The organism is Halorubrum ezzemoulense DSM 17463 (assembly GCF_002114285.1).
GTDB lineage: Archaea > Halobacteriota > Halobacteria > Halobacteriales > Haloferacaceae > Halorubrum > Halorubrum ezzemoulense.
This window is the reverse complement of sequence record NZ_NEDJ01000011.1, coordinates 1-25,654: the sequence shown is the minus strand read 5'-3', so window position 1 is coordinate 25,654 and position 25,654 is coordinate 1. Positions and strand designations below refer to the sequence as shown.

At 70.5% G+C, this 25,654-nt stretch carries 26 protein-coding genes and 1 tRNA gene; 12 read left to right on the top strand and 15 right to left on the bottom strand.

What is annotated here, in order from left to right:
* Window positions 1–16 precede the first annotated feature (16 nt).
* Entirely contained in the window at window positions 17–517 is a 501-nt protein-coding gene (locus B9H04_RS05130; protein WP_049932123.1) for an ACT domain-containing protein, read from the bottom strand.
* A 148-nt stretch (window positions 518–665) separates the two neighbouring features.
* Between B9H04_RS05130 and B9H04_RS05125 the strand changes: the two genes are divergently transcribed.
* Window positions 666–2,882, top strand: coding sequence for an ATP-dependent DNA helicase (locus B9H04_RS05125; protein ID WP_049932125.1), 2,217 nt, complete (start codon window positions 666–668; stop codon window positions 2,880–2,882).
* 55 nt (window positions 2,883–2,937) lie between these two features.
* Here the strand turns inward: B9H04_RS05125 and B9H04_RS05120 are convergent, their stop codons facing one another.
* Both B9H04_RS05120 and B9H04_RS05115 read right to left on the bottom strand, forming a co-directional pair.
* Window positions 2,938–3,297: a DUF7473 family protein gene (locus B9H04_RS05120; RefSeq protein WP_049932127.1), complete on the bottom strand. Its 360-nt coding sequence runs from the start codon at window positions 3,295–3,297 to the stop codon at window positions 2,938–2,940.
* Window positions 3,298–3,390: 93 nt separating this feature from the next.
* Entirely contained in the window at window positions 3,391–3,951 is a 561-nt protein-coding gene (locus B9H04_RS05115; protein WP_049932128.1) for a TATA-box-binding protein, read from the bottom strand.
* A gap of 84 nt (window positions 3,952–4,035) precedes the next feature.
* Here B9H04_RS05115 and B9H04_RS05110 point away from each other — a divergent pair, with 84 nt between their 5' ends.
* Window positions 4,036–5,148, top strand: a complete 1,113-nt coding sequence (locus B9H04_RS05110; protein ID WP_049932156.1) for an RNA methyltransferase — start codon at window positions 4,036–4,038, stop codon at window positions 5,146–5,148.
* 105 nt (window positions 5,149–5,253) lie between these two features.
* The gene (locus B9H04_RS05105; protein ID WP_049932129.1) at window positions 5,254–6,378 is read left to right on the top strand and encodes an ORC1-type DNA replication protein; all 1,125 of its coding nucleotides are present in this window, start codon (window positions 5,254–5,256) and stop codon (window positions 6,376–6,378) included.
* 8 nt (window positions 6,379–6,386) lie between these two features.
* Here the strand turns inward: B9H04_RS05105 and B9H04_RS05100 are convergent, their stop codons facing one another.
* A complete protein-coding gene (locus tag B9H04_RS05100) occupies window positions 6,387–6,647 on the bottom strand; it encodes a hypothetical protein (RefSeq protein ID WP_049932131.1) in 261 nt (86 codons plus the stop codon).
* A gap of 99 nt (window positions 6,648–6,746) precedes the next feature.
* Here B9H04_RS05100 and rpiA point away from each other — a divergent pair, with 99 nt between their 5' ends.
* The gene (gene rpiA, locus B9H04_RS05095; protein ID WP_085682505.1) at window positions 6,747–7,481 is read left to right on the top strand and encodes a ribose-5-phosphate isomerase RpiA; all 735 of its coding nucleotides are present in this window, start codon (window positions 6,747–6,749) and stop codon (window positions 7,479–7,481) included.
* Between the two features lie 78 nt (window positions 7,482–7,559).
* On the opposite strand, the gene B9H04_RS05090 is transcribed toward rpiA, so the two are convergent.
* Complete coding sequence (locus B9H04_RS05090; protein ID WP_004047560.1) at window positions 7,560–7,727, bottom strand: DUF1931 family protein; 168 nt, start codon at window positions 7,725–7,727, stop codon at window positions 7,560–7,562.
* A gap of 302 nt (window positions 7,728–8,029) precedes the next feature.
* On the opposite strand from B9H04_RS05090, the gene larB reads away from it, so the two are divergent.
* The 3 genes from larB to B9H04_RS05080 all read left to right on the top strand — a co-directional run bounded on the left by larB (window position 8,030) and on the right by B9H04_RS05080 (window position 9,458).
* Window positions 8,030–8,797, top strand: a complete 768-nt coding sequence (gene larB / locus B9H04_RS05085) for a nickel pincer cofactor biosynthesis protein LarB (protein WP_049932133.1) — start codon at window positions 8,030–8,032, stop codon at window positions 8,795–8,797.
* A 135-nt stretch (window positions 8,798–8,932) separates the two neighbouring features.
* Window positions 8,933–9,085: a DUF7563 family protein gene (locus B9H04_RS18575; RefSeq protein WP_008440770.1), complete on the top strand. Its 153-nt coding sequence runs from the start codon at window positions 8,933–8,935 to the stop codon at window positions 9,083–9,085.
* Window positions 9,086–9,194: 109 nt separating this feature from the next.
* Window positions 9,195–9,458 carry a GIY-YIG nuclease family protein gene (locus B9H04_RS05080; protein WP_049932157.1) on the top strand — a complete coding sequence of 88 codons (264 nt, stop codon included), beginning with the start codon at window positions 9,195–9,197 and terminating at the stop codon, window positions 9,456–9,458.
* Between the two features lie 16 nt (window positions 9,459–9,474).
* Here B9H04_RS05080 and hisG read toward each other — a convergent pair whose 3' ends face one another.
* Entirely contained in the window at window positions 9,475–10,365 is an 891-nt protein-coding gene (gene hisG / locus B9H04_RS05075) for an ATP phosphoribosyltransferase (RefSeq protein ID WP_049932135.1), read from the bottom strand.
* A gap of 453 nt (window positions 10,366–10,818) precedes the next feature.
* Entirely contained in the window at window positions 10,819–11,226 is a 408-nt protein-coding gene (locus B9H04_RS05070) for a hypothetical protein (protein ID WP_049932136.1), read from the bottom strand.
* A 128-nt stretch (window positions 11,227–11,354) separates the two neighbouring features.
* Between B9H04_RS05070 and uvrB the strand changes: the two genes are divergently transcribed.
* The 3 genes from uvrB to B9H04_RS05055 all read left to right on the top strand — a co-directional run bounded on the left by uvrB (window position 11,355) and on the right by B9H04_RS05055 (window position 14,676).
* On the top strand, window positions 11,355–13,409 hold the full coding sequence (gene uvrB / locus B9H04_RS05065; RefSeq protein WP_085682504.1) for an excinuclease ABC subunit UvrB: 2,055 nt from the start codon (window positions 11,355–11,357) through the stop codon (window positions 13,407–13,409).
* Window positions 13,410–13,476: 67 nt separating this feature from the next.
* Complete coding sequence (locus B9H04_RS05060) at window positions 13,477–14,007, top strand: hypothetical protein (protein ID WP_049932140.1); 531 nt, start codon at window positions 13,477–13,479, stop codon at window positions 14,005–14,007.
* Window positions 14,008–14,082: 75 nt separating this feature from the next.
* Window positions 14,083–14,676 (top strand): hypothetical protein, encoded by a 594-nt coding sequence (locus B9H04_RS05055; RefSeq protein ID WP_049932141.1) that lies wholly within the window; start codon window positions 14,083–14,085, stop codon window positions 14,674–14,676.
* Window positions 14,677–14,701: 25 nt separating this feature from the next.
* Here the strand turns inward: B9H04_RS05055 and B9H04_RS05050 are convergent, their stop codons facing one another.
* Complete coding sequence (locus B9H04_RS05050; RefSeq protein ID WP_085682503.1) at window positions 14,702–15,931, bottom strand: SPFH domain-containing protein; 1,230 nt, start codon at window positions 15,929–15,931, stop codon at window positions 14,702–14,704.
* A gap of 182 nt (window positions 15,932–16,113) precedes the next feature.
* Here B9H04_RS05050 and B9H04_RS05045 point away from each other — a divergent pair, with 182 nt between their 5' ends.
* Window positions 16,114–17,418, top strand: coding sequence for an O-acetylhomoserine aminocarboxypropyltransferase/cysteine synthase family protein (locus tag B9H04_RS05045; protein ID WP_049933351.1), 1,305 nt, complete (start codon window positions 16,114–16,116; stop codon window positions 17,416–17,418).
* 37 nt (window positions 17,419–17,455) lie between these two features.
* Here B9H04_RS05045 and B9H04_RS05040 read toward each other — a convergent pair whose 3' ends face one another.
* The 7 genes from B9H04_RS05040 to B9H04_RS18570 all read right to left on the bottom strand — a co-directional run bounded on the left by B9H04_RS05040 (window position 17,456) and on the right by B9H04_RS18570 (window position 25,181).
* Window positions 17,456–18,601, bottom strand: a complete 1,146-nt coding sequence (locus B9H04_RS05040; protein WP_049933352.1) for an aminopeptidase — start codon at window positions 18,599–18,601, stop codon at window positions 17,456–17,458.
* Window positions 18,602–18,721: 120 nt separating this feature from the next.
* Window positions 18,722–19,534, bottom strand: a complete 813-nt coding sequence (locus B9H04_RS05035; RefSeq protein ID WP_049933354.1) for a hypothetical protein — start codon at window positions 19,532–19,534, stop codon at window positions 18,722–18,724.
* A gap of 90 nt (window positions 19,535–19,624) precedes the next feature.
* On the bottom strand, window positions 19,625–20,041 hold the full coding sequence (locus tag B9H04_RS05030) for a hypothetical protein (protein ID WP_241997585.1): 417 nt from the start codon (window positions 20,039–20,041) through the stop codon (window positions 19,625–19,627).
* A 175-nt stretch (window positions 20,042–20,216) separates the two neighbouring features.
* Window positions 20,217–22,016, bottom strand: a complete 1,800-nt coding sequence (gene pepF / locus B9H04_RS05025; protein WP_049933357.1) for an oligoendopeptidase F — start codon at window positions 22,014–22,016, stop codon at window positions 20,217–20,219.
* Window positions 22,017–22,089: 73 nt separating this feature from the next.
* Window positions 22,090–22,596, bottom strand: a complete 507-nt coding sequence (gene rimI, locus B9H04_RS05020) for a ribosomal protein S18-alanine N-acetyltransferase (protein ID WP_049933358.1) — start codon at window positions 22,594–22,596, stop codon at window positions 22,090–22,092.
* A gap of 46 nt (window positions 22,597–22,642) precedes the next feature.
* Complete coding sequence (locus tag B9H04_RS05015) at window positions 22,643–24,313, bottom strand: PAS domain-containing protein (RefSeq protein ID WP_049933360.1); 1,671 nt, start codon at window positions 24,311–24,313, stop codon at window positions 22,643–22,645.
* A 166-nt stretch (window positions 24,314–24,479) separates the two neighbouring features.
* Window positions 24,480–25,181, bottom strand: a complete 702-nt coding sequence (locus tag B9H04_RS18570) for a DUF7436 family protein (RefSeq protein WP_167373084.1) — start codon at window positions 25,179–25,181, stop codon at window positions 24,480–24,482.
* Between B9H04_RS18570 and B9H04_RS05000 the strand changes: the two genes are divergently transcribed.
* Window positions 25,155–25,227 (top strand) — tRNA-Arg (locus B9H04_RS05000). The two genes, B9H04_RS18570 and B9H04_RS05000, sit on opposite strands and share 27 nt — an antisense overlap.
* The last annotated feature ends 427 nt before the right edge of the window (window positions 25,228–25,654 follow it).

Sequence of the window (25,654 nt, the reverse complement as noted above, 5' to 3'; positions counted from 1 at the left end):
CCCGGCGGTCGGGTCCTCAGAAGCCGACGCGGCGGACGTACCCGAGGTCGCGAATCTCCACGAGCAGGTCGCCCGACAGCTCGGCGTCGGTGATCACGTACAGCTTCGGGTCGTCGGTGAACTCGGGGTCCTCGCTCAGCACCTGCCGGATCGAGACGCCGCGGTCGGCTAGGATCCCCGTTACCTCGGCGACGATCCCGGCCTCGTCGGCGGCCACGACCTCGATGGTGAGCACCGTCAGGTCGAGGACCGGGGCGAGGTCCATCAGGCTCGGGACCGACGAGATGTTGGTGAAGATGCGCTTCAGCTCGGGGTCGGCCAGGATCGCGTCGGTCGTCGAGTCCACGACGCGCCGGTCCACGTCGAGCTCGCGCGCGATGCCGGTGTAAGGGATCTCGATCCCGCCGGAGACGACCCGCCCCTCCTCGTTGACGGAGAAGCCGCGCTCCAAGAATAGCCGGATCACCGCCTGCTGGCTGGGTGACCCCTCGAACTTCTCGAGGATCTCGTCGAACATTCGTTGTCGGGAGTGGTCGCGGCCGGGCGTTAAAAAGGCGGGTGCGTCGCGGCCGGTCGCGTCGCGGTCGTCTGGCGACCCCGCCGGCCCGGACCACTTCCGCCCCGCCACCCGACCCCTTTTAGCCGACGCCGCCGAACTCCGCCCCGTGTCAGAGTCGCCGCACCTGCGGTTCTTCCCGTACGAGGAGCCGTACCCGAACCAGCGCGAGGCGATGGACCGGGTCGCCAACGCGCTGGACCGCGGACAGGACGTGCTGTTCGAGGGGGCGCCCGGGACCGGGAAGACCCTCTCGGCGCTCGTGCCCGCGCTGGAACACGCGCGCGAGCACGACCGCACGGTCGTCATCACGACCAACGTCCACCAGCAGATGCGGCAGTTCGTCGAGGACGCCCGCGCGATCACGCGCGAAGAACCCATCCGCGCGGTCGTGTTCAAGGGGAAGTCGTCGATGTGCCACATCGACGTCGACTACCAGGAGTGTCAGACCCTCCGCGACACCACCCGCGAGATGGTCGAGACGGAGAGCGAGGTCCGCGAGCTGGAGTCGCGACAGCGCGAGCTGCTGGCCGAGAGCCGCGAGGGCGATACGGGCGCCGCCGAGGCCCGCGAGTCGGTCATGGACGAACTCGACGAGCTGGAGGCGGAGATGGAGGAGTACGACGCCGCGAACGTCTGCGAACACTACCGCAACAATCTCACCCGCGACACGGACGACTTCTTCGGGTGGCTCTTCGAGGACGTCCGCACCCCCGACGACGTGTACGAGTACGCCGACGAGCGCGCGCTGTGCGGCTACGAGCTGCTGAAGAAGGGGATGGAGGGGGTCGACTTGGTCGTTTGTAACTACCACCACCTGCTCGACCCGAACATCCGCGAGCAGTTCTTCCGGTGGATCGACCGCGACCCGAGCGAGATAATCACCGTGTTCGACGAGGCGCACAACATCGAGGACGCCGCCCGCGACCACGCCACCCGAACGCTGACGGAGAACACGCTCGACGCCGCCTTAGACGAGGTGGCCGACAGCGACGACTCCCGCGCGGAGCCCGCCGAGAACGTCCTCCGCGCCTTCCGCGACGCCCTCGTCGAGACGTACGAGGACGCGCTCGGCTTCGGCGGCTCCGAGTCCGTGACGGAGAACTGGGAGGACATTGCGGTCGCCAACGACGACCGCCGCGACGACCTCACGCTCGCGTTTCTCCGCAACTACGAGGGGACGGGGATCGACGCGGAGACCGAGCTCGCCGTCCAGCTCGGCCAGGCGATAGACGAGGAGTACGAGCGCCGCTACCGGGACGGGGAGGCGACCACCCGGTCGGAGTCGCAGACGCTCGCGGCCGCCCGGTTCGTCTCGACGTGGATGGACGAGGGCGCGGAGTTCGGTCAGTATCCCGTGCTCTCCGTCCGGCGCGACGGCGGCACCGACGAGGTGTACGGCCGGGCGGAGCTGTACACCTGTATCCCGCGGAGCGTCACGAGCGAGCTGTTCGACGAGGTGGCCGCCTCGGTCCTGATGAGCGCGACGCTGCGCCCGTTCGACGTGACCGAGGACGTGCTGGGGCTGGAGGACGTCGCCTCGATGGCCTACGAGATGGGGTACCCCGAGGCGAACCGCCGGACGTTCGCCGCCGACGTGCCGCCGCTGTTCGCCGCCGACCGAAACGACCCGGAGACGCAGGAGGCCGTGTCGTCGCTGCTCCGCGACGCAATCCGCTTTACCCCGGGCAACACGCTCGCCTTCTTCCCGTCGTACGCCGAGGCCGAGCGCTACCACGAGCGGCTCGCTGGGGCGAGCGGGGGCGGAAGCGCCGCCGGCGGCGCCGCGGCGGACGCCGTCGACCTCGGTCCGATCCACCTCGACGGGCCGGGCGAGGACGAGGAGCGGCTCCGCAGCGAGTTCGTCGAGAGCGACGGCGCCGCGCTGTTCACCTCGCTGTGGGGGACGCTCGGCGAGGGCGTGAGCTTCGACGGCGACGACGCCCGGACGGTCGTCGTCGTGGGCGTCCCGTACCCGCACCTCTCGGACCGCACGGAGGCGGTCCAGGACGCCTACGACCGCGCGTTCGCGGACCGCGACCGCGCCCGCGACCCGGGGTGGACGTACGCGGTCGAGGTCCCGACGATCCGCAAGACGCGACAGGCGCTCGGCCGAGTGATCCGCGGCCCCGACGACTACGGCGTCCGGATCCTCGCGGACCGGCGCTACACGACTGCCGACATGGGGAAGTACTCGGTCCGGTCCGCGTTCCCGCCCGAGGAGCGCGAGGAGCTGCTCGACGTCGACCCCGCGAAGCTGAAGTTCGCGATGCTGAACTTCTATCAGGACCACGACGCGTACGACGGCCCGCCGCCGTCGCCGTGACGCGGGCGCGCGGTCTCGCTCCCGGGCGCTCGCCTCGACGTCACTTCCGGCCGTCCTATCCGGGCATCGACGCGAGCAGGATCGAGACCAGGATCAGGAGCCCGGCCAGCAGCGTCGTGACCACGGCGTGGATCAGCGTCATCGCGGCGACCGCCCGCCGCGGCTGCTCGTAGCTCCACCAGAACATCGTCCCGTCGACGAGGAGCGCCGCGAGGAGGATGAGCCCCCCGGGGAGTTCGAGCCCATTGCCGGCGACGCTGATCACCGCGGGCAGCGGGCCGATGTAGAGGGCCCGCCGCGGGTCGGCGTCGCCGAGGACGTTCCGGGCCGCGACGTGCGCGGTGAGACAGAGGAACAGCGCCAACAGGACGGTCGTCCCGAGCACGGAGACCGGCGTCACCGTCTGTAAGAGCATGGTCGCCATACGCGGCGACGGGTAAAAGTGATCGCGGAACGCGGTCGCGGTGTCGCCGCATCGCGGCCCCGTCTCGATCGCGGGCTCGCCGCGTCAGTCCAACAGCCCGAGGCCGTTCAGCTCCTCGACGATCACGTCGACGGCTGCCTCGGCGTCGGCGGGGCTCGTGCCGCCGGTGACGACCACTTTCCCGCTGCCGAAGAGCAGCGCGACGACCTCCGGCTCGTCGAGCCGGTAGACGAGCCCGGGGAACTGCTCCGGCTCGTACTCGATGTGTTCCAAGCCGAGCCCGATCGCGATCGCGTTCAGGTTCAGGCTCTCGCCGAGGTCGGCCGACGTGACGATGTTCTGGACGGTGACCTCCGGGTCCTCGATCGGGATCTGGAGCGCGCGGAGCTCCGCGAACACGATGTCGAGGCTCTCGTGGACCGCCTCGACCGAGTTCGCGCCCGTACAGACGATCTTCCCGGAGCGGAAGATCAGGGCGGCCGACTTCGGGTCCGTGGTGCGGTAGACGAGCCCGGGGAACTGCTCGGGGTCGTAGTCGGCGCCCTCGAGGTCCATCGCGACGCTCTGGAGATCGAGTTCCTGCCCGATCCCCGTGGAAGCGACGACGTTTTCGACGGTGATCGTCTCCTTCGGGTCGGCCCTCATTACCTCCATCCTCGCCCGAACGAGTTAAAAAGGTGGCTGGTCGGAACCGCCACGCTATTGTCGTCGCCGCGCGGAGCGGTCGGCGTGTACTGGCTCGAACTCGCCGGCGAGACCGACGCCTTCGCCGCCCGCGAAGCGGCGACCGCGGCGACCGGCGTCGACCTCCTCGCGCCGGGGATCGCTCGGACCGGCGGGGTCGACGGCGCGCACGCCCGGCGCCTCGCGTACACGCGCGCCGCCCACGATGCGGTCGCGCGGACGGACGCCGACGTCGACGCCGCGGTCGCCGCGCTCCGCGCCGCGCCGCTCGACCGCTCCGGAAGCGTGGCGGTCCGCGCCCGCGACGTCCGGGGAACGTCGGGAGTCTCCACCGAGGCGGTCGAGCGCGAACTCGGGAGCGTCCTCGTCGACCGCGGGTTCGACGTCGACCTCGACGACCCCGACCACGTCCTTCGCGCGCTCTTCGCCGCCGGCCCGCGCACCGAACACGACGCGGTGGCCGGCGCGGACGGCGGCGACGCGGACCTGTGCGCGCTCGGGTGGGTCGCCGCCGAGGCCGCCCGCGACTTCGCGCCGGACCCCACCGACCGCCCCTTCTTCCAGCCGGGGAGCATGGCCCCGGTCGACGCCCGCGCCTACGCCAACCTCGCGGGCGCCGCCCCCGGGCGGACCCTGCTCGATCCCATGTGCGGCACCGGCGGTCTCCCCCTCGAAGCGGGCCTCGTCGGCGCCGACGCGGTCGCCTGCGACGCGCAGGCGAAGATGGCCGACGGCGCGCGGCGGAACTTCCGCGCATACCTCGCCGCCGACGCCGACGCTCCCTCCCCCGACTGGCACGTCGCCCGCGGCGACGCGACCGCGCTCCCGCTTCCCGACGACGCCGTCGACGGGGTCGCGTTCGACGCCCCCTACGGCCGACAGTCGAAGATCGCGCGCCACGAGCTGGCCGACCTCGTCGCGGGCGCGCTTGCGGAGGCGGCCCGGGTCGCGCCGCGCGCGGTGCTGATCGCCGACCGCGACTGGCGCGGTCCCGCCCGCGACGCCGGGTGGACCGTCGACGCGGCGTTCGAGCGCCGGGTTCACCGGTCGCTGACGCGCCACGTGCTGGTGTTGCGCCGCGAGGCGGACGCGGGAGGCGAGGCGGACCCGGCGGATATCTCGCCCGACGCGGACGGAAGCTTGCCGGACCGAGAGTGAACGACCGATCGGCGGAATCGCTCTTATCCGACGCTGGCGCGACAAGTTTCAGTTCCGCCCCGACGCCGGGCAACGGTTAAGTGCGCGGCCTCTCGTGGTACTCGCATGACCGGGGACGGCGGGGACATGCTCTCGTGGGACGAGTCGGTGTTCCGCGACGAGTCGGTGTTCGAGATCGACCACGTCCCCGAGACGTTCCGCCACCGCGAGAGCCAACTGGAGAACCTCAAGTACGCGCTCCGCCCCGCGGTTCGCGGCTCCCGCCCGCTCAACACGATGGTTCGCGGACCGCCGGGAACAGGCAAGACCACCGCGGTCCAGAAGCTCTTCGGCGAGCTCGGCGCCCGGACCGAGGTGCGGACGGTCCGCGTCAACTGCCAGGTCGACTCCACGCGCTACGCGGTGTTCTCCCGGCTGTTCGAGGGGATCTTCGAGTACGAACCCCCGTCGTCGGGCATCTCGTTTAAGAAGTTGTTCGGCCAGATCACCGACCGCCTCGTCGAGGAGGACGAGGTGCTCGTCGTCGCCTTGGACGACGTGAACTACCTCTTCTACGAGAACGAGGCCTCCGACACGCTGTACTCGCTCCTCCGCGCCCACGAGGCGCACTCCGGCGCGAAGATCGGCGTCATCGTCGTCTCCTCGGACCTCGGGCTCGACGTGATCGACGACCTCGACACCCGTGTCCAGTCGGTCTTCCGGCCCGAGGAGGTGTACTTCCCCGTCTACGACGCGACCGAGATCTACGACATCCTCGCCGAGCGCGCCAAGCGCGGCTTCCACGAGGGCGTCATCGGTGACGCCGAACTGGAGCGGGTCGCCGACCTCACCGCCGAGAGCGGCGACCTCCGGGTCGGGATCGACCTCCTGCGCCGGGCCGGGCTCAACGCGGAGATGCGCGCCTCGAAGACCGTCTCGAAGGAGGACGTCGAGGACGCGTACGACAAGTCGAAGCACGTCCACCTCTCGCGGTCGCTGCGCGGGCTCTCCGACTCCGAGCGTGACCTCGTCCGCGTCCTCGCCGAGCACGACGGCGAGCGCGCCGGCGCGGTGTACGACGCGTTCAACGACGAGACGGGGCTCGGCTACACCCGCTACTCGGAGATCATCAACAAGCTCGATCAGCTCGGCGTGATCGACGCGGAGTACGCCGACGTCGACGGCCGCGGCCGCTCCCGCGAACTCTCCTTGGCCTACGACGCGGAGGCCGTCTTGGACCGGTTGGAGTAGGCGGCGACCTACCTCTCGTCGTCACCGCGCGCCGTCTCGTACCCAGTCGCCCACGCGAGGGCCCCGACGGCGAGGATCGCGACGGTCTCTCGGTCCGACCCGACGAGGGACTGCGCGACGACGGAGACGGCCCCGACCGAGACGGCGACGTACGCGCCTTCGGGGACCGCGAAGGGGAGTCGACCGCGCGACTGAAGCGCCGCGGTCACGAACATCGCACCGAGGAGCGTCAGGCCGAACAGCGGGAGGACAGCGGTTGCCGAGGACATACTTCCGACTGATCGCGTCGCGAGTAATACATTTCGGCGGTCGCGCGGTCGGAGCGAACCGCCGACGCCTTTTCAATAGCTCCGCCCGCACCTCGTCGCATGAAGACGAGCGGCGGGAGCGACGCGATGAAGCGGCGCGCCGGCGAGTCGGCGGCCGAGGCCGTCACCGACGGCGACGTGGTCGGACTGGGGACGGGGTCGACGGCGGCGCACGCGATCCGGCGGCGCGGGGACCGGGTCGACGCCGGCCTCGACGTCCGGGGCGTCCCGACCTCGTTCGCGAGCCGCGAACTCGCGGTCGGGGCGGGGATTCCCTGCCTCGACCTCTCCGAGGCGGTCGGTCTCGACGGCCCGGGTATCGACCTCGCCATCGACGGCGCGGACCAGGTGGCGACCGGCGTCGACGGGGGCGGCGCCCCCGACACCGGCGGGGCTCTGATAAAGGGCGGCGGCGCGGCCCACGCCCGCGAGAAGTTGGTCGACGCCGCGGCCGACCGCTTCCTCGTCGTCGCGGACCCCTCGAAGGAGTCGCCGCGGCTGGACCGGCCGGTCCCGGTCGAGGTGCTGCCATCGGGACGGACCGCCGTCGCCGCGGCCGTCCGGGAGGCCGACGGCGAGCCGACGCTGCGGCGCGCGGAGCGGAAGGACGGTCCGGTGGTGACTGACAACGGGAACCTCGTGCTCGACTGCGCGTTCGGCGAGATCGCCGACCCGGTCGCCCTGTCGGCGACGCTGGCCGAGGTTCCGGGCGTGGTCGAGCACGGGCTGTTCGTCGGGATGACCGACGAGATACATGTCGGAACCGAGCCCGGCGTCCGGATCGAGTCGGTCTGATATCCCCGGGCGACGCCCCGCAGCGCGGCCGCTCGGCGGGCGGCACGCAAATAAAATGGAACGGAAACGAGTTCCGTCTTAGAGGTCGCGCGGCTGGACCGTCTTCCGGTCGTTGGCCTCGGCGCGGCGCGCGGCGTCTTCGAGCAGCTCGTCCACTTCGTCGTCCAGCGCGTCGTAGAAGTCCGAAGCGACGTTCTTGTCGTCCAGGGCTTCCTTGACGGCCGCTTTGACAATGAGGTCTGCCATGCGATCGGGCCTACCCGGTGATGGTTAATAAGAGTTCCTGAATTCGACCGCGAGGGGCGCCGTGCGGCCCGTTCGCGGGAGGCCGCGAGTACAAGCGCGTATAAGTCTTGTGAGATTCTCGTCTCCGCGCCGCCGCGAGCACGACGCGAAACGCGGCCCGACCCCACTCCGAGCGCGGTCCGGACGGAGCGCGCGTCGTCGCGTGACGCTCGCGAACGCGCTTCGACCCCGGCTCGACCTCGCGCGCGGCGCGCCCGGCTCGAACCGACAGCTTCGACCGAGGCCGCCCCCGACGACGCCCCATGCGAGAGACGTTAGCGGCGCTGGAGGCGGGTGAGATCGGCATCGAGGAGGCGGAGTCGCGGCTCGCAGGCTACGCGACCACGGACGCGGGGCGCTTCGACGCCGCCCGCGAGCGACGCCGCGGGATCCCAGAGGCGATCCTCGCGGAGGGGAAGACACCTGCGGAGGTCGCCGCCCTGGCGACGACGGCGCTCGACACCACCGGCCGGGCGCTCGTGACGCGGGCGGACGAGGCGACGGCGGCCGCGGTGGCGTCGGCGGTCGGCGACGTGGGACCGGACGCGACGGTCGAGCGCGACGATCGGACCGGGACCGTCGTCGCGCACGCGGCCGACTTCGAACTCCCCTCGCTCGACGCCGCGGTCGCGGTCGTGGCCGCCGGCACCGCGGACGCGCCCGTCGCCGGCGAGGCCGCGGTCGTCGCCCGCGAGATCGGGGCGACCGTCGACCGGGTCGACGGCGTCGGCGTCGCCAACCTCGACCGGATCGTGGACCAGGCCGACCGGGTCCGCGAGGCGGACGCCGTCGTGGTCGCGGCGGGTCGCGAGGGGGCGCTCCCGACGGTCGTCGCCGGCCTCGTCGACGCCCCCGTGATCGCGCTCCCCGTCTCGACCGGCTACGGCGTCGGCGGCGAGGGAGTGGCGGCTTTGGAGGGGGCGCTCCAGTCGTGCTCCGTGCTGACGACCGTCAACGTCGACGCCGGGTTCGTCGCCGGCGCGCAGGCCGGGCTGATCGCCCGCGCGGTCGACGCCGCGCGCGCCGAGTGAGCGGGGGGATCGAGCGAGGAGATCCGGCGACATCCGGACTCGCTTAACCGACCGTATACCGGCAGCCGACTGGGTCGAAAAAGGGTATTAGTTCGTCGAGCCCGTATGGTAGTTGCCGACGCACGTCGGCATCACATGCCACGCTGTGACCACTGCGGGTCGCACGTCTCGGACCGCTTCGCTCGCGTCTTCGCGGACGAACGCGGCGACCTGAACGCGTGCCCGAAGTGCTCCGCGAACGCGGGCATCGCAGAGGTGTCTCGCGAGCGGACTCGAACCGGGGACTGACCGGCGAAACGCCGATCGAAGGACGAGCGCACGGGGAGCGACTGCTCCGTTCGCCTGCCCCTCCGGGCACACCCGCACACACTTGCCGCTCGCGCTCGGACGGCCGACCGTGGCCGACCACCACGTGTACGTCATCGAGTGCGCCGACGGCACCCTCTACACCGGGTACACGACCGATGTCGAGCGGCGCGTCGCCGAACACGACGCCGGCGAGGGCGCGAAGTACACCCGCGGGCGGACCCCCGTCACCCTCCGCCACGTCGAGTCGTTCGACTCGAAGTCGGCGGCGATGTCGCGGGAGTACGCGGTCAAGTCGCTGTCGCGCGCCGAGAAGGAGCGGCTGATCGGCGAGGGCGACGACGCGGGGGACTGACCGCTTCGCCTCTCGCTCACTCCACGAGGCGCTCGATTTCCGTGACGAGGATGCCGGTCGCGCCGACCGACCGGAGATCCGAGATCGTCTCGAACACGTCGCGCTCGTCGACGACGGCGTGGACCGCCACCATCCCGTTGCCGTTCTCGTCGGCCTCGACGTCCATCACGGTCGGGCCGCCGAGCCCGGGGATCACGTCCTTCACTGCGTCGAGCCGCTCTTTCGGCGCGTTCATCATCAGGTAGCGACGGCCGTCCGCGGCGAGGACGGACTCGAAGGCGGTCACCACCTGCTCGACCTTCGCGTCGTCGACCACGTCGGGGCGCGCGAACAGCCGGACGGAGGAGTCGAGCACGTCGTCGATCACCGCCAGCCGGTTCACTTTCAGCGTCGTCCCCGTCGAGGTGATGTCGACGATGGCGTCCGCCATGTCGACGTGCGGGGTCAGCTCCGTCGCGCCCGTCACCGTGACCACGTCGGCGTCGACGCCCACGCGGTCGAGGTAGTCGCGGGTGACGTTCGGAAACTCGGTCGCGACCGTCCTGTCCGCTAGGTCCTCGACCGCCGACACCCCGCCGGCCTCGGGCGCGGCGAGGACGAGCCGACAGGAACCGTAGCCCAGATCGAGCAGGTCGACGAGGTCGCCCTCGGCCGCCGCGCTCGCGGCGTCGACGACGCCGCCGGACTCGGCCGCCTGATCGAGGCCGGTGACGCCGAGGTCGGCCGCGCCGTCGCGGACGTACTCGGGGATGTCGGCCGCCCGCGCGAACAGCACCGTCACGTCCTCGTCGACGGTGTCGGCGTACAGCTGTCGGTCGGCGGTCTCCTCGACGTGGAGCCCCGCGCGCTCCAACAGCGAGAGCGTCGGCTCGTGCAGGCGGCCCTTGTTGGGGACGGCGATGCGCATACGGGGAGCGTCGCGCGGACAGGGGGAAACGTTTTCGTCCGGAGGGGCGGGACTGGTGGCGACGCGAGACTGGTTATAAACAGATGCGGTGGCGCGTGCCGGTGAGCGGCCGTCAGGCCGCGAACCGCACGCGCGAGGGAGTCGGTCGCCGAGCGAAGCGACGGCGACCGACGAGGCTGGGGAGGTGTGAGGCGCGGTGCCGTGCGGGGTGGGACCCAAAGGGGTAGTCGCCGGCGGCGAAGCCGCCGGCTGCCCGTGGCGCGTAGCGCCACGCTGCCGCGAGGGCGCAGTAGGCGTTCAGGGGAGCGAAGCTCTCATGAGCCAATCAGAACGCGGAGCGTTCTGATGACGACGTAAGCACCGCAGGGAGCGAACGGAGTGAGCGACCGAGGAGCGCAACGAGCGTACTGCGCCCTCGCGGTTGGGGCTTTGGCGGTGTTCGTCGCCGATTCGTTACCAACCGCTTATATACGAGTCGCCGGTCGCGTCGAGTCTTCTTCCGACCACCCAGTACGCGACGGGGAGGCAGCCGGCGAACGCGACCGGCCAGACGGTCAGCTGGGATATCGGATCGGGCGGCGAGACGAGGCTCCCGACGACCAGCCCCGCGGGACCGGCGACGGCGACGATCGCGGTGGCCCGCTCCCACCGCGACGGCGGGTACTCGCGAGACCGTCCGCGGCGCCACCACAGCAGGTAGTAGAACAGCACAATTCCCGAGAGCGGTGCGAAGACGCCCCAGACGGCCGGATAGTCACTTCCGCGGGCGTGCGCGTCGAGGTTCACCCAGACGCCGGACGCGAGCCAGACGAACAGCACTAGGGCGGCGCCGAAGGCGACGGGGGGAGTGAGGAGGGACACGACCGGGTGTTCCGTCGGATCAGTAATCGGTTTTCCCCCGAGCGGAACCGTCCGCGCGGAACCGGTTTCGTCGCAGTCACCGACGTAGCCGCGCCGCTCAAGTGGCCCGCCGCCCAACGACGCGTATCGTGAGCGACGCCGACTCCCCCCTCTCGCCGGACCGCCCGACCGTCGACCGCCCGCTCCGCGTCGACGCCCCGTTCGAGCCCGCGGGCGACCAGCCCGAGGCGATCGAGCAACTTGTCGAGGGGTACGAGTCGGGCGCGACAAAGCAGACGCTGCTCGGCGTGACGGGGTCCGGGAAGACCAACACCGTCTCGTGGGTCGCCGAGGAGTTGGACCAGCCCACTCTCGTTCTCGCCCACAACAAGACGCTCGCGGCCCAGCTGTACGAGGAGTTCCGCGAGCTGTTCCCGGACAACGCCGTCGAGTACTTCGTCTCCTACTACGACTACTACCAGCCGGAGGCGTACGTCGAGCAGACGGACACGTTCATCGACAAGGAGATGTCGATAAACGAGGAGATCGACCGCCTGCGCCACTCCGCGACGCGCTCCCTGCTGACCCGCGACGACGTGATCGTCGTCGCGAGCGTCTCGGCCATCTACGGGCTAGGCGACCCGGGAAACTACCGCGACATGGCGCTCCGCCTGGAGGTCGGCGAGGAGGTCGGCCGCGAGGAGCTGCTCACCCGGCTCGTCGACCTGAACTACGAGCGCAACGACGTGGACTTCACGCAGGGGACGTTCCGCGTCCGGGGCGACACCGTCGAGATATACCCGATGTACGGGCGCTACGCGGTGCGCGTCGAGCTGTGGGGCGAGGAGATCGACCGGATGATCAAGGTGGACCCGATGCACGGCGAGGTCGTCTCCGAGGAGCCCGCGGTGATGCTCCACCCGGCGGAGCACTACTCGATCCCGGACGACAAGCTGGAGCAGGCGATCGCGGAGATCGAGGACCTGATGGAGAAGCGGGTGAGCTACTTCGAGCGGCAGGGCGACCTCGTGGCCGCCCAGCGCATCGAGGAGCGGACCACCTTCGACATCGAGATGCTGCGGGAGGCGGGCTACTGCTCCGGGATCGAGAACTACTCGGTCCACATGGACGACCGCGAGTCCGGCGACGCCCCCTACACCCTGCTGGACTACTTCCCCGACAACTTCCTCACCGTCGTCGACGAGTCCCACCAGACGATCCCGCAGATCAAAGGGCAGTACGAGGGCGACAAGTCGCGGAAGGACTCGCTCGTCGAGAACGGGTTCCGGCTCCCGACCGCCTACGACAACCGCCCCCTGACGTTCGAGGAGTTCGAGGAGAAGACGGACCGCACCCTCTACGTCTCCGCGACGCCGGGCGACTACGAGCGCGAGACCTCCGACCGGATCGTCGAGCAGATCGTCCGGCCGACCCACCTCGTCGATCCGAAGGTGGAGGTGACGGGGGCCACCGGGCAGGTCGACGACCTCCTCGAGCGCGTCGACGACCGGATCGAGCGCGACGAGCGCGTCCTCGTCACCACGCTCACCAAGCGGATGGCCGAGGATCTCACGGAGTACCTCGAGGAAGCGGGCGTCGACGTGGCGTACATGCACGACGAGACCGACACCCTCGAACGCCACGAGATCATCCGCGACCTCCGCCTGGGCAACATCGACGTGCTCGTCGGGATCAACCTGCTCCGCGAGGGGCTCGACATCCCGGAGGTGAGCCTCGTCGCCATCCTCGACGCCGACCAAGAGGGGTTCCTCCGCTCCACCACGACGCTCGTCCAGACCATGGGGCGGGCCGCGCGCAACGTCAACGGCGAGGTCGTCCTCTACGCCGACGAGGTGACCGACTCGATGGAGGCGGCGATCGAGGAGACCCAGCGCCGGCGCGAGATCCAACTGGAATACAACGCCGAGCACGGCTACGAGGCGACCACCATCGACAAGCCGGTCAGCGAGACGAACCTCCCCGGCTCGAAGACGGACACCTCGTCGGTCAGCGTCGGCGACGTTGAGAGCGAAGCCGAGGCGAAAGCCCAGATCGAGGCCCTCGAGGACCGCATGGACGAGGCCGCGAGCAACCTCGAGTTCGAGCTGGCGGCCGACATCCGCGACCGGATCGCGGAGCTGCGCCGCGCGTTCGAGATCGACGGCGGCGACGAGGGCGTGCCCGCGCCGATGATCGACGAGTAGCGCCCGATTCTCAGCCCGCGTCACCGTGGCGGCGGGGTTTTTACGTCGCTGTGCCACACTCTCGCCCGTGTACCGTCGTGCTGTCGTCTCCGGAGCGCTCGCGGTCGCCACCACCGGGTGCGTCGACCGCCTCCACGACGTGGCCGCCTCGACGCCGCGCGACCTCGGCGTGCGGAGCCGGTACGTCGACGGCAACCCGATGGTCGACGCGCGCAGCGTCCTCGCGCGCCCGGAGGAGCTACCGACTCACGCCGCTTCCTTCCGGTCCGCCGCCGCGGCCCGCGGCGCGCTCAAACCCGACGCGACCGAGTCCCGCGCGTTCGTCGAGCGCACCGACTTCGTCGACGACGGGGGCGACGCGATCTTAGTGATCGCCCAGCGGCTCACCGCGCCCGAGGTCCGCCTCCGGCTCGGCGGGATCAGCCGCACCGGCGACCACTCGCTTCGGATCGCCGTCGACCAAGGCGGCGTCCGCGGCGAGATCGACGCCGACGAGCCGGTCGTCAAGACGCTCCTGTTGCGCCTCGCGGACGAGCGCGGCCCCCCGGAGCGCGTGATCGTCGCCATCGGCGACGAGCGCGCCGGCATCACGGTGTGACGGTCGGGCCCCCCTCCGTCGCGATCCCGGCCCGGTCCCGCGATTGTTTTGTGGCCGGGACGCTTCCGGTCACGCATGTCACTCCGCAGTCGACTCCTCGGTTCGGCCCTCCTCGTCGTCGGCGTCGCCGCGATCGGTCTCGCGGGAACGGTCGCGCCGGCGTTCGTCCCCTCCTCGTCCGCGGCCGACGGAATCGCACTGACCGCACCCGCTCCTCTCTCGTCGCTCGCCGCCCCCGCGCTCCTCGCGGCCGGGTCGGTCCTGCTCGTCGGCGGCGCGGCCGCCGCGACCGGGGGCGACGGCTCCGCCCGCGCGGCGCTGGTCGCGCCCGCGTTCGGCGCCGTCGCCGCGCTCGCGTTCGGCGTCGGCCTCGTCGCGGCGCCCGGATCGGCCCCCGCGACGGCGACGAACCCGGCGGCACACGCCGCCCTCACAGCCGGTCCGCCCGCGCGGATCGCCGCCGGTGCGGCCGTCGGCGGCGCCGTGGCGCCGGTGGTCCGCGCGACGACAACCGAAGACACCGTCGCCCTCCTCGCCGGCTCCGTCCTGCTGCTCGCGGCGCTCGCGGCGGGGGCGTCCGACCCCCTCTCGTTGGTCACGGGAGGAGTCGGCGGCGCGGTCGCAGTCGCCCTCCTCTGGGCGGTCGACCCGGACCGCTGGCGGCCCTGACCCGGCTCACGATCGCCCGCGCGTCTCAGTCGCTCGGCCGCTCGCTTTCGGCCTCCAGTTCGATGTCGCGGTCGGCCTCGCGGGTCGCCGCCTCCTGCTTGGCGAGGTCGACGTCGCGGGCCGCGTCCCCGTCCCGGGTCTCGTCGGTGCGGAGGTCGTCGTCGGCCACGGTGTCGATCTGTTCGAGGGCGCTCTCGATGTCTTCCAACCCGAGCAGCTTCTCCGTCTCCTCGTCGAACTCCTTGCCCTCTAACCCCTCCATCTGCTGAACGTCGGAGCCGGAGAGGGCCTTGCCGTAGCGGCCGACGAGGCTGGTGAGCTCCTGCGGGAGGACGAAGGTGGTGGACTCGCCTTTCCCGATCTCCTCTAGGGTCTCCATGCCGCGCTCGATGATGGCGCGTTCGCCCATCGACTCGGCGGAGCGGGCGCGGAGGACCGTCGAGATGGCGTCCCCCTGCGCTTCGAGGATCTGGGACTGCTTTTCACCCTGCGCGCGGATGATGTTGGACTGCTTGTCACCCTCGGCCTGCTCGACCGCGGAGCGGCGTTCACCCTGCGCTTCGAGGATCATCGCGCGGCGGCGGCGCTCCGCGCCGGTCTGTTGCTCCATCGCGCGCTGGACCTCCTGTGAGGGGCTCACCTCGCGGACCTCGACGGCCTCGACGCGGATCCCCCACTCGTCGGTGGGCTCGTCTAACTCCTCGTTGATCCGGTCGTTGATCAGCTCCCGCTGCGAGAGCGTGTCGTCGAGCTCCATGTCGCCGATGACGGCGCGGAGGGTGGTCTGTGCGAGGTTCGAGACGGCGTTCTTGTAGTCGTCGACTTCGAGGAACGCCTTCTTCGCGTCCATCACCTTGATGTAGACGACCGCGTCGGCGGTCACGGGGGAGTTGTCCCGCGTGATCGCCGACTGGCTCGGCACGTCGATCGTCTGGGTCCGCATGTCGAACGCGTACGTCCGCGAGACGAACGGGGGGATGAGGTGGACGCCCGGTTCGAGCAGCTCGCGGTACTCGCCGAAGACGGTGAGCGCCTCCTTGTCGTAGGCGTCGACGATCTCGACGGCGCTGACGACCGTGACGGCCGCCAAAAGCACCGCCAGCGCCGCGACGCCGAACGCGAGGCTCTGCCCGAGGAGGGCGACGGCGACGAGGAGGGCGACGCCGAGCGCGAGGTACTGCCAGACCCCGTCCGGGATCTCCCCCAGCAGCTCCTCCAGCTCGGCGGAATCGCCGCGCGGACCTTGTGTTCCCATACCGGAAGTTACGGCCCGACGCTGTTAACGGTTGCCACGAGTTCGCGCGCTGACGCGTCATCTCTCGCGATCCGTCGTTCCCGCCGTCGTCCTCGCACGCGCTCGACCGCCGATCTCAGAGATACCGGAAACGCCCGCGTGGGCCGGTCGGCTTTAACTACGCGGCAGCGGAACACAGATCCATGCCATCCGACGAGGGGGACGACGGCCCGAAGTTCAGCACGCGAAGCGTCCACGCCGGCTCCGACCCGGACCCGGCGACGGGCGCCCGCGCGACGCCCATCTACCAGACGACCGCCTATCAGTTCGACGACGCCGACCACGCCGCGGACCTGTTCGGCTTGGAGGAGGCCGGCAACGTCTACTCCCGGCTGATGAACCCGACCAACGCCGCCCTCGAAGAGCGGATCGCCTCGCTTGAGGGCGGGGTCGGCGCGGTCGCGACCGCCTCGGGCATGGCCTCGCTCGACGTGACGACGTTCCTCCTCGCCTCGGCGGGCGACAACATCGTCACCTCGTCGGCGCTGTACGGCGGCACCTACACCTACCTCACTCACTCCGTCGAGCGCCGCGGCGTCTCGACGCGGTTCGTCGACCCCCTCGACTACGAGGGGTACGCCGAGGCCATCGACGAGGACACGGCGTACGTCCACCTCGAAACGATCGGGAACCCCGCCCTGGTCACGCCCGACATCCAGCGGATCGCCGACATCGCGCACGACCACGGCGTGCCGCTGTTCGTCGACAACACGTTCGCGACGCCGTACCTCTGCCGGCCGCTCGAACACGGCGCCGACCTCGTCTGGGAGTCGACGACGAAGTGGCTCACCGGCAACGGCACCACGGTCGGCGGCGTCGTCGTCGACGGCGGCTCGTTCCCGTGGGCCGACCACGCCGAGAAGTACCCCGAGATCGCGCAGGACAACCCCGCGTACCACGGGATCAACTTCGCCGAGCGGTTCGGCGACGCGGCGTTCACCTTCGCGGCGATCACTCGCGGCCTGCGCGACTTGGGCGACCAGCAGTCGCCGTTCGACGCGTGGAACACGCTCCAGCAGACGGAGTCGCTCCCGCTGCGCATGGACCGCCACTGCGAGAACGCGGGGATCGTCGCCGAGTACCTCGACGACCACGACGACGTGGCGTGGGTGAACTACCCCGGGCTGGAGAGCCACGAGACCCACGAGGAGGCGAGCGAGTACCTGGAAGGCGGCTACGGCGGGATGCTCACGTTCGGGCTGGAGGCCGGCTACGAGGCGGCTCGCGCGACCGTCGAGGAGGCCGACCTCGCATCGCTCGTCGCGAACGTCGGCGACGCGAAGACGCTCGTCATCCACCCGGCGTCGACAACGCACCAGCAGCTGACCGAAGCGGAACAGGAGGCTGCCGGCGTCACCCCAGACATGGTGCGCCTCTCCGTCGGCATCGAGGACCCGGCCGACATCGTCGCCGACCTCGAAGCGGCTATCGAGGCGGCGACCGAATAGCCGCGGTCCGCCCTTCGCTGCCCCGTTTCTGACAGGGTCAGTTCTCCGCCTCGAAGCCGTCCTCCCACCGGAACGTCCCGTTCCGCTGGACGACCTCGCCGTCGATCTCCATCCGGGAGCGCTCGCTCACGTCGGAGATCATGTCGACGTGGACCGCGCTGTCGTTGCCGGACTCGCCCTCCGGCAGGCAGGCGTCGTAGGCGCGGCCGACCGCGAGGTGGACGGTGTCGCCCATCTTCTCGTCGAAGAGGATCGAGTCGGTGAACCGGTCGATGCCGCGGTTCATCCCGATCCCGAGCTCGCCCAGCCGCCGCGCGCCGTCGTCGGTGTCGAGGACGTCCGCGACTGCCTCCTCGCCGGACTCCGCTGAGAAGTCGACGACCTCGCCGCCCTCGAACGCGAGGTGAACGTTCCGGACCCGCGTCGCGTCGATCGTCATCGGCACGTCGAAGAAGACCTCGCCCTCGGTGTCGTACGGCGCGGTGAACACCTCACCGGAAGGGAGGTTGTGCGAGTCGTACGCGACGGAGGCGGCGGAGTTAACCGCGGTGCGGCCCGCGATCGACATCGTCACGTCGGTGTCGGGAGCGCCGTCACGCTCGGTGACGATCCGGACCTCGTCGCCCGCGTCGAGGACCGACTTCATCTCGGCCATCTCGTCGGCGAGGGACTCCCAGTCGCGGAGGACGGCGTCGTAGACGAACTCTTGGTACTCCTCGTAGGCCATCCCCGCCTGCTGGGCGAGGCTCCGCGTCGGGTGGACCGTCGACACCCAGTCGGTGTCCATCCGCGCCTCGCGGACGCCCTGCCGCGCCTTCGCGTACGCTTGCCGGGTCGGGCGGTCGACGTCCGCGACCGCGGTGGTGTTGCGCCCGCCCCCGACTCGGAGGTAGGCGTCGGCGGCCTCGAACATCGCGCGCTCGACCGCGGGGTCCGAGTCGAAGTCGTCCGCCTCGACATCGCCGTCGGTCCCGGCCTCGACGCCTTTCAGATAGGCGCGGGAGAGCTCCGCGGAGCCGTACATCATCGTGGCGTTCGCGCCCCGCTCGCCGAGGGCTTCGGCGACCGCGACCCCCAGCTCGTGGGCGTCCTCCGCGACGCTGACAACCACGTCGTCGCCGGCCTCGATCCGCGCGCTCCAGTCGACAAGCACCTCGGCGTGCTCGCGTACGCGTTCGTCCATGATTACTCGTGTCGCGGGGGAGCGGTAAATCGGTGCCGGGACGGTCGGACCGGTCCCCGCAAGCTGGGCCGCGACGAGTCCGCCCGGTTGCCGCCGACCGTCGAGACCGGTCCGCGACCGTCAGATCAACACTTCGGCGTCGGTGAGGAGCGTTCGCTTCGCTCGTCTTGCCTCCGGCCCCTCCGGAACGATATCGGGCGTGGCGGCCGGCTCGTCGAACCGGTCCGGGTCCGGAGCCCAGGAGTCGAGGAGCTCCGCGAACGTCGGCCCCTGCCGTCCGGTGAGATGGATGAACCCGCCGTACTGCCACCGTTCGGCCGAGGTCGCGTCCGGGTCCGGGAACGCCTCGCGGATACAGCCGACGCTCTCGCGGAGGTACTCCGCGGCCTCGTGTTGGGAGTACTGGCTGTCCGCGTAGTACTGCTCCTGACCACGTTCCGTGAGGTCCGCGTCCGCGAGCGCGGAGGACTCGTACCGAACCGCGTCTCGGCTGATCTCACCGCCGAGGAAACTGAGGTTCACCGTGAAACAGTCCGGGTATCGGAGGATCAACAGAAAGAATATCTGTTCGTCGACAGTGTAGCGTTCCTGTAAGCGGTAGTAACACTCCAAGTAGTACGCGGCGAGCGCTCCGATCCAGTCGTCGCGTTCGCCGTCGAGATACGCGGTCGCGACGTCGTAGTACTCCTCGCCGGCGACCTGCTGTAAGCGGTACTCGAAGCTCTGTCGCATCTCGTCCAGTTCGTCCTCGTACACTTCCGTCAGCGGGACGTCCGGATCGTCGAGTAGCCGGGCCTTCCGCTCGCCGGCGTCCGCGATCCGGGCCATGTTCTCGTGGAGGTCCCGTTCCGCCTCCCTGTCGGGGAGCGGAATTCGAACCGCCTGTCGGCGCAGCGTGTCCGCCCCGGCCTCCGAACGCTCGTGCCACTCCATACCGTCGGTAACTGCTCAGACAGCTAATAAAATTGGAGGATGAGCGGCGGTGGTTCCCGGTGAGCGGCCGGTCGGAACCGGCCACCGCCGTCACTCGGAGTCCCGACCGACGGTCGCGAGGAGCCCGACCGCGAGCAGTCCGACGCCCACGACTCCGCTCCCGAGCCGCGCCAGCCCGAACAGCGCGGTCCGGTCAACTCGCCCGCGCAAGTACTGACCGAGCACCCGGTACGAGCGGCCGTCGACGCGCAGGTCGTCGACTCCGGCGAGGCGGTCCGCGCAGTTCGCGTCGCCGAGCGCCCACCGACCGGAGGCGGAGGTGGGTTCGACGACGAGATCGAGGGAGCCGGGAGCGATCCGATACCCCCGCATCGAGACGTCGTCGCCGTCGGCGAGGGCGACGGCGGCCTCTGCGCACCTCGCGGGGAGGCCGGTCGCGTTCACGGTCCGGTGTCGTTCGAGCCCCGGTCCCGCGCGGAGCGCCGCCTCCCAGCGGACGACCCTCACGTCCGCGATCAGGGCGAGCAGGAGGAGGACACCCGGGACGACGAGCAGCCTGCGGTCCCTCCCGGCGGGCGGGTTCGGCCGAGCGAATCATATGCTTTGGGCCGCCGGCTCGGTCGTTCGGGGGCCGGACTGCGCCGGCCCGTCGGAGGGATCAGTCGACTCCCGCGCGTCGGCGTTACTCTAGGTCGAGCAGCGCCGCGATCTCGTCGAGGTACTCGTCGTAGATCCCGATGGCGGACTCGATCGGGTCGGGCGAGGCCATGTCGATGCCGGCGAGTTCGACCACGTCGAGCGGGTAGTCGGAGCCGCCCGCCCGCAGCATCTCGCGGTAGTCGGCGGCGGCCTCGTCGCCCTCGTCGAGGACGCGCTCGACGATCGCGGCCGCGGCGGAGATGCCGGTCGCGTACTGGTAGACGTAGAAGTCGTAGTAGAAGTGCGGAATACGCTGCCACTCGCGCTCGATGCCGCCGGTGAGTTCGGCGGGCGCGTAGTAGTCCCCCTTCAAGTCGCCGTAGATCTCGTCGAACGCGTCGGGGGTGAGCGCGTCGCCGGCCTCCACGCGCTCGTGGATCTCCTGTTCGAACGTCGCGAACATCGTCTGGCGGAAGAGGGTCGAGCGGAAGCGTTCGAGGTACTCGTCGAGGACGTGGGTGCGGAGCTCGTCGTCCTCGACGGTGTCGAGCAGGTGGTGGGTGAGCAGGGTCTCGTTGACCGTCGACGCGATCTCCGCGACGAATATCTCGTAGCTCGCGTCGTGCCACGGCTGCGCGTCGCCCGCCAGCTCGGAGTGCATCGAGTGGCCGAGCTCGTGGGCCAGCGTGTACATCGAGGCGATGTCGTCCTGGTAGTTCATCATGATGTACGGCTGGGTGTCGTAGGTGCCCGAGGAGAACGCGCCCGAGCGCTTCCCGCGGTTCTCGTACACGTCGACCCACCGCGAGTCGAGCCCCTCCGCCAGTCGCTCCTGATACTCCTCGCCCAGCGGCGCGACCGCCTTGATCACCCACTCGCGGGCCTGTTCGTACTCCACGTCCGGACCCTGGTCGCCCGTCAGCGACATGTAGAGGTCGTGGCTCTGTAGCCGGTCGACGCCGAGCGCCTCGGCCTTCAGGTCGGCGTGGCGGTGAAGCACGTCGAGGTTGTCGTCGACGGTGTCGACGAGCGTGTCGTACACCTCGACGGGGACGTTCGAACCGTCGAGCGCCGCGGCGCGCGCGGAGTCGTAGTCGCGGATCTCGGCGCTCGTGACGTGTTCGCGGACGGCCTTCTCCAGCGACGTGCCGACCGCGTTGCGCACGTCGGCCCACTCGTCGTAGAACGTCTCGTGGACGCGCTCGCGGAACTCGCGGTCCGGGTTGGTCTGGAGCTTCGTGAAGTTCGCCTGCGTGATCTCGACCTCCTCGCCGTCCGGGTCCTCGACGACGCCGTAGGTCATGTCGGCGTTCGTCAACATCGAGTAGATCTCGCTCGGCGCGTCGGTGACCTCCGAGAGGTCCGCGAGCACCTCCTCGACCTCGCTCGACCGCGTGTGCGGCTTCTTGCGCAGCACGTCGTCGAAGTAGTGTTCGTACTCCGCGAGCCCGGGCTCGTCGTCGACGAAGTCCGCCACGTCCGCCTCGGTCAGCGACTGGATCTCGGGGTCGAGATACGAGATCGCGCTCGACGCCTCGGAGCCGAGCGACGACGCCTTCGCCGACATCGCCTGGTACTCCTGGTTCCGCGTGTCCTCGGCGCTCCGGAGCCGGGCGTACGTCATCACCTGCTGGAGCTCGCGGAAGATCTCCTCGCGCAGTTCGAGGAGCTCGAGGAGGGTTGCGGCGTCCTCGGTCGCGCGCCCCTCGTAGTCGGCCAGCTCGCCGATCCGGTCGGAAACCGTCTCGTAGGCGGCCTCCCACGCCTCGTCGTCGGCGTAGATGCCGTCGAGGTCCCACTTGTACTCGGCGTCGATCTCGGACCGCTCGGGAACCGAACTCATACCGATCGGGTCGGCCTCCCGGACACTAAGCCTTGGCAAACCCCGCGCCGCAAGCCGATAGGCGTGCGGCGCGTTACCTCGACTCTACACCGTCGCCGCCGCCCGACCCCGCTCGCCCGGCCCACGCGGCGAGGTCGACGACGAGCACGAGCGCGTCCTCGCCGTCGCGGTAGTAGCCGCCGACCCGCCGGACCGGTTCGAACCCCTCGTCGGCGTACAGCGAGCGGGCGGGGTCGTTCCCCTCGCGCACCTCCAGGCGGACGACCGCGACGCCGGTCGCGCGGAGCCGCGCCAGCGCCGACCGGAGGAGGGTCCGCCCGATCCCCTCGCCGCGGGCGTCGGGGTGGACGGCCAGGTCCTTGACGTGGCCGATGTCCCGGCCGTGGTTCGGCGTCCGGTCGGCGACGACGAACCCGACGACCGCGTCCTCACGCTCCGCCACGAGGAACGCCGGCTCGTCCAGCAGTCGCTCGAAGGCGTCGTGCGGCCACGGGTCCGAGAAGCAGGCGCGCTCGATCCGGACCACCGCGAGGAGGTCGGCGCGCTCGGCCTGCCGGACCGTCAGGTCGGCGACGCTCACGGGCCGAATTGGCGGCCGCGAGGAATAAACGCGCCGGGTCCTCCCCCTACCGATCGATCCAGGGCTCCTCGGGGTCGGTGTCGGCCGGGTCGGGGGCGCACACCTCGAAGCACGCGCCCTCCGGGATCCGGAGCTGCCGCCCGTCCGGGAGCCCGACGGGGCCGTCGGCGTCGCAGCGGAGTTCGACCGTCCACCCGTGGGACTCGACGATCTCGCGGACGATGTCGAGCCCGTACCCCGTCCCGTCGGCTCGGGTCGTGAACCCGGACTCGAACACGGAGCCGCGGTCCTCGGGGTCGATCCCGGCCCCGTCGTCCGCGACGAGGAACCCCTCGTCGGTGGCGGTGACGAGCACGGTGAGCGCGTCGTCGCCGGACGCCGGCGCCTCCTCGTCCCCGTCTGTCGGCACGTCCTCGCAACCGTCGACCGCGGCTTCCGCCGCGCCCGGCGTCCCGTGCTCCCTCGCGTTGCGGAACAGGTTCTCCAGGGCCTGCCGCATCCGCCCCCGGTCGCCGTACACCTGCGCGTCGCCGGCGACGACCAGCTCTACGCGCTCGTCGCCCTCGGCGGCGGTCTCCCACGCGTCGCGGGCGACGCTCGCGAGCGCGAACTCGGTCGGCTCGTCCATGCCGGTCCCCTGCCGGGCGAGGGTGAGCAGCTCCGAGACGAGCTGGTCGATCCGTTCGACGGCGCGCTCGCCGCGTTCGAGGGGCTCCGTCTCGCCGCGCAGCCGCGCCATCTCGATGGAGCCGCGGATCACCGACAGCGGGTTCCGGAGGTCGTGCGAGACGATGCTCGCGAAGCGGTCGAGCCGCTCGTTCCGGTCGGTGAGCCGCCGCTCGCGCGCCTTCCGCTCGGTGACGTCGCGGGAGTTGACGAGCAGTTCGCCGACGGGGCTGTCGGCCGGCAGCGAGCGCGTCCGCGACTCCAGCCAGACCCAGTCGCCGTCGGCAGTGCGGTAGCGGTACTCCAGGGTGGGCGCCGCGTTCGGCTCGTCGAGCGCGCGATAGAACCGCTCCGTCACCCGTTCGCGGTCGTCGGGGTGGACGTAGCCGAGCGGGGAGCGCCCGACGGTCGACCCCTGCTCGTAGCCGAGCACCTCCTCGACGGAGGGGCTCTCGTAGACGACGAGGCCGTCGCCGTCGACGACGGTGACGAGGTCGCTACCGTACTCGAGGAAGGCCCGGTAGCGCTCTGGGAAGGTTCGGTCGACGTCGACTCGACGGACCGTGACGATCCGGCCGCCGAACTCCGGGGCGAGCTCCTCCTCGACGATCGACTCGACCCACGCGTACCCGCCGCTCGCGCGGCGGATGCGGTGGGTGACCGTCCGGTTCGCTGTGACCGCCGACAGCGCGTCGGCCACCGGGTCGCGGTCGCTCGGGTGGACGCGGTCGAGGAGGTCGCTCCCGACGAGCGCGTCGCGCTCGACGCCAACGATGTCCGTCGCCGACGGGCCGGCGAACAACACCTCGCCGTCCACGGCGACGGCGAGGAGGAACCGGTCCGCTTCGACCGAGCCGCCGTCCGGGGGCCCCCCGTCGCGAGTCCCCGACTCCCGGTCGGCGGGCGCGCCGCACGTTCTGACGGTCTCCGGTCGTGTTTCCGCGCGAGCCGCCCGCTCTGCGTCGTCGGTCTCGGGGGGATCCGTCGCCGAGGCGTCGCCCTCGTCGCCGCCGCGGTCGGGCGTCGACGTGTCGGATGGCCGGAAGGTCACTATGGGTTCTACCGACGGTACGGACGCGGGGTGATAAAGCTGCGCGCCGGAGAAATTGGTTTTGATAATCGACGGACGCCCCGATCCATCCGGACCCGGTGCGGCCGTCCAGACTGGTGGTCAGGTCGCGCTCCGACGACCCCCCGAGCGGCCGGATCCGCGGGCGTCACACCTCGTCGACGACGGCCCCGTCCGCCCACGCGGCCTCGAAGCCCTCGTTCACGCGCGCCGCGAATCCCCGGTCGCGGAGGTCGAGCATGCCGAACAGCCGGTCGGGCGAAAGCGGGTCGGCGACCTCTAGGCACACTTCCTCGCCGTCGATGAGATAGAAGTTCCCGTACGCGTCTTCGGTGACGCGTAGCTCGAAGGGCCCCTGCGCGATCGTCAGCGTCGCCCGGTCCTCGTCGACGGCGGCGCGCGCGTCGTCGAACACGCTCGGCGAGATGAGTACGGAGACGTCGACGCCGCCCCGGATCGCCGCGAGGAGCCGGTCGAGGAGCGCCGGTCCGTCGCGGTCGACGTCGAACTGCGCGGAGACCTCGGTGGCGAAGACCACGATCGACTCCTCGGCGGCGTCGATCCGCTCGAAGAGGAGGTCGAGGGAGTCGTCGTCGAGCGCCGCCCCGGACTGCTGTTCGTCGGCCGCCTGTTCGACGCCGCGGGCGCGATCGACGGCGAGAGCGACACGACCGACCGAGCCCGAACCGACGGCGGCGCGTCCGCCGGTGGCGCCGCCGCCGACTCTACGGGCGAAGCGTTCGAGTGGCAGACTGACCCGCGGGCCTCGGACGACGATCCGAGTCAGAAGCGTTAAACGCTCGCCGCGGATACCGGCTCGTGAGGGCGCGTAGCTCAGCGGACAGAGCACTTGGTTCCGGACCAAGATGCCGCGGGTTCAAATCCCGTCGCGCCCGTCACGTTTTCTGACGGAGTAAATTGACAGGACGGCGGCCGGGTGTATATAAGCCGAACCCCCAGTGACGGGTTTGAGTTCGTCACGCAGCGTGACGGGGGCCGTCGCCTTCGTGTGGTTCGTGAGATACACGTGACGGAGTCGGACTAAAGTCCTATGGGTGGTTGGTGGTTTCGTCGTGCTAGGCTAGTCTCAGTCGATCACATCGACAGCCGCGTAGTCTCGTCTGATGGCGATGAATCAGATGGAACTAGCTGTGGAGGATCTTCGAACCGCTGGTGAGCATAATTTTCGGGATGGACCGTCGCTGTCGGCGGCGGACTGCCGCCGACGCGACAGTGTCGCCACTGACGACCGCTGTCCGACCCGACGGACAGCTACCGGAAGAACCGGTCGTCAAGCGGTTGATTCGCTGGAACGGACCTGCG

What these genes read in the sequence shown, in the direction of transcription:
- B9H04_RS05130 (WP_049932123.1), bottom strand. Translation starts at nt 517, where the DNA reads ATGTTCGACGAGATCCTCGAGAAGTTCGAGGGGTCACCCAGCCAGCAG.
- B9H04_RS05120 (WP_049932127.1), bottom strand. Translation starts at nt 3,297, where the DNA reads ATGCTCTTACAGACGGTGACGCCGGTCTCCGTGCTCGGGACGACCGTC.
- B9H04_RS05115 (WP_049932128.1), bottom strand. Translation starts at nt 3,951, where the DNA reads ATGAGGGCCGACCCGAAGGAGACGATCACCGTCGAAAACGTCGTCGCT.
- B9H04_RS05105 (WP_049932129.1), top strand. Translation starts at nt 5,254, where the DNA reads ATGACCGGGGACGGCGGGGACATGCTCTCGTGGGACGAGTCGGTGTTC.
- B9H04_RS05100 (WP_049932131.1), bottom strand. Translation starts at nt 6,647, where the DNA reads ATGTCCTCGGCAACCGCTGTCCTCCCGCTGTTCGGCCTGACGCTCCTC.
- rpiA (WP_085682505.1), top strand. Translation starts at nt 6,747, where the DNA reads ATGAAGACGAGCGGCGGGAGCGACGCGATGAAGCGGCGCGCCGGCGAG.
- B9H04_RS05090 (WP_004047560.1), bottom strand. Translation starts at nt 7,727, where the DNA reads ATGGCAGACCTCATTGTCAAAGCGGCCGTCAAGGAAGCCCTGGACGAC.
- larB (WP_049932133.1), top strand. Translation starts at nt 8,030, where the DNA reads ATGCGAGAGACGTTAGCGGCGCTGGAGGCGGGTGAGATCGGCATCGAG.
- B9H04_RS18575 (WP_008440770.1), top strand. Translation starts at nt 8,933, where the DNA reads ATGCCACGCTGTGACCACTGCGGGTCGCACGTCTCGGACCGCTTCGCT.
- hisG (WP_049932135.1), bottom strand. Translation starts at nt 10,365, where the DNA reads ATGCGCATCGCCGTCCCCAACAAGGGCCGCCTGCACGAGCCGACGCTC.
- B9H04_RS05055 (WP_049932141.1), top strand. Translation starts at nt 14,083, where the DNA reads ATGTCACTCCGCAGTCGACTCCTCGGTTCGGCCCTCCTCGTCGTCGGC.
- B9H04_RS05050 (WP_085682503.1), bottom strand. Translation starts at nt 15,931, where the DNA reads ATGGGAACACAAGGTCCGCGCGGCGATTCCGCCGAGCTGGAGGAGCTG.
- B9H04_RS05045 (WP_049933351.1), top strand. Translation starts at nt 16,114, where the DNA reads ATGCCATCCGACGAGGGGGACGACGGCCCGAAGTTCAGCACGCGAAGC.
- B9H04_RS05040 (WP_049933352.1), bottom strand. Translation starts at nt 18,601, where the DNA reads ATGGACGAACGCGTACGCGAGCACGCCGAGGTGCTTGTCGACTGGAGC.
- B9H04_RS05035 (WP_049933354.1), bottom strand. Translation starts at nt 19,534, where the DNA reads ATGGAGTGGCACGAGCGTTCGGAGGCCGGGGCGGACACGCTGCGCCGA.
- pepF (WP_049933357.1), bottom strand. Translation starts at nt 22,016, where the DNA reads ATGAGTTCGGTTCCCGAGCGGTCCGAGATCGACGCCGAGTACAAGTGG.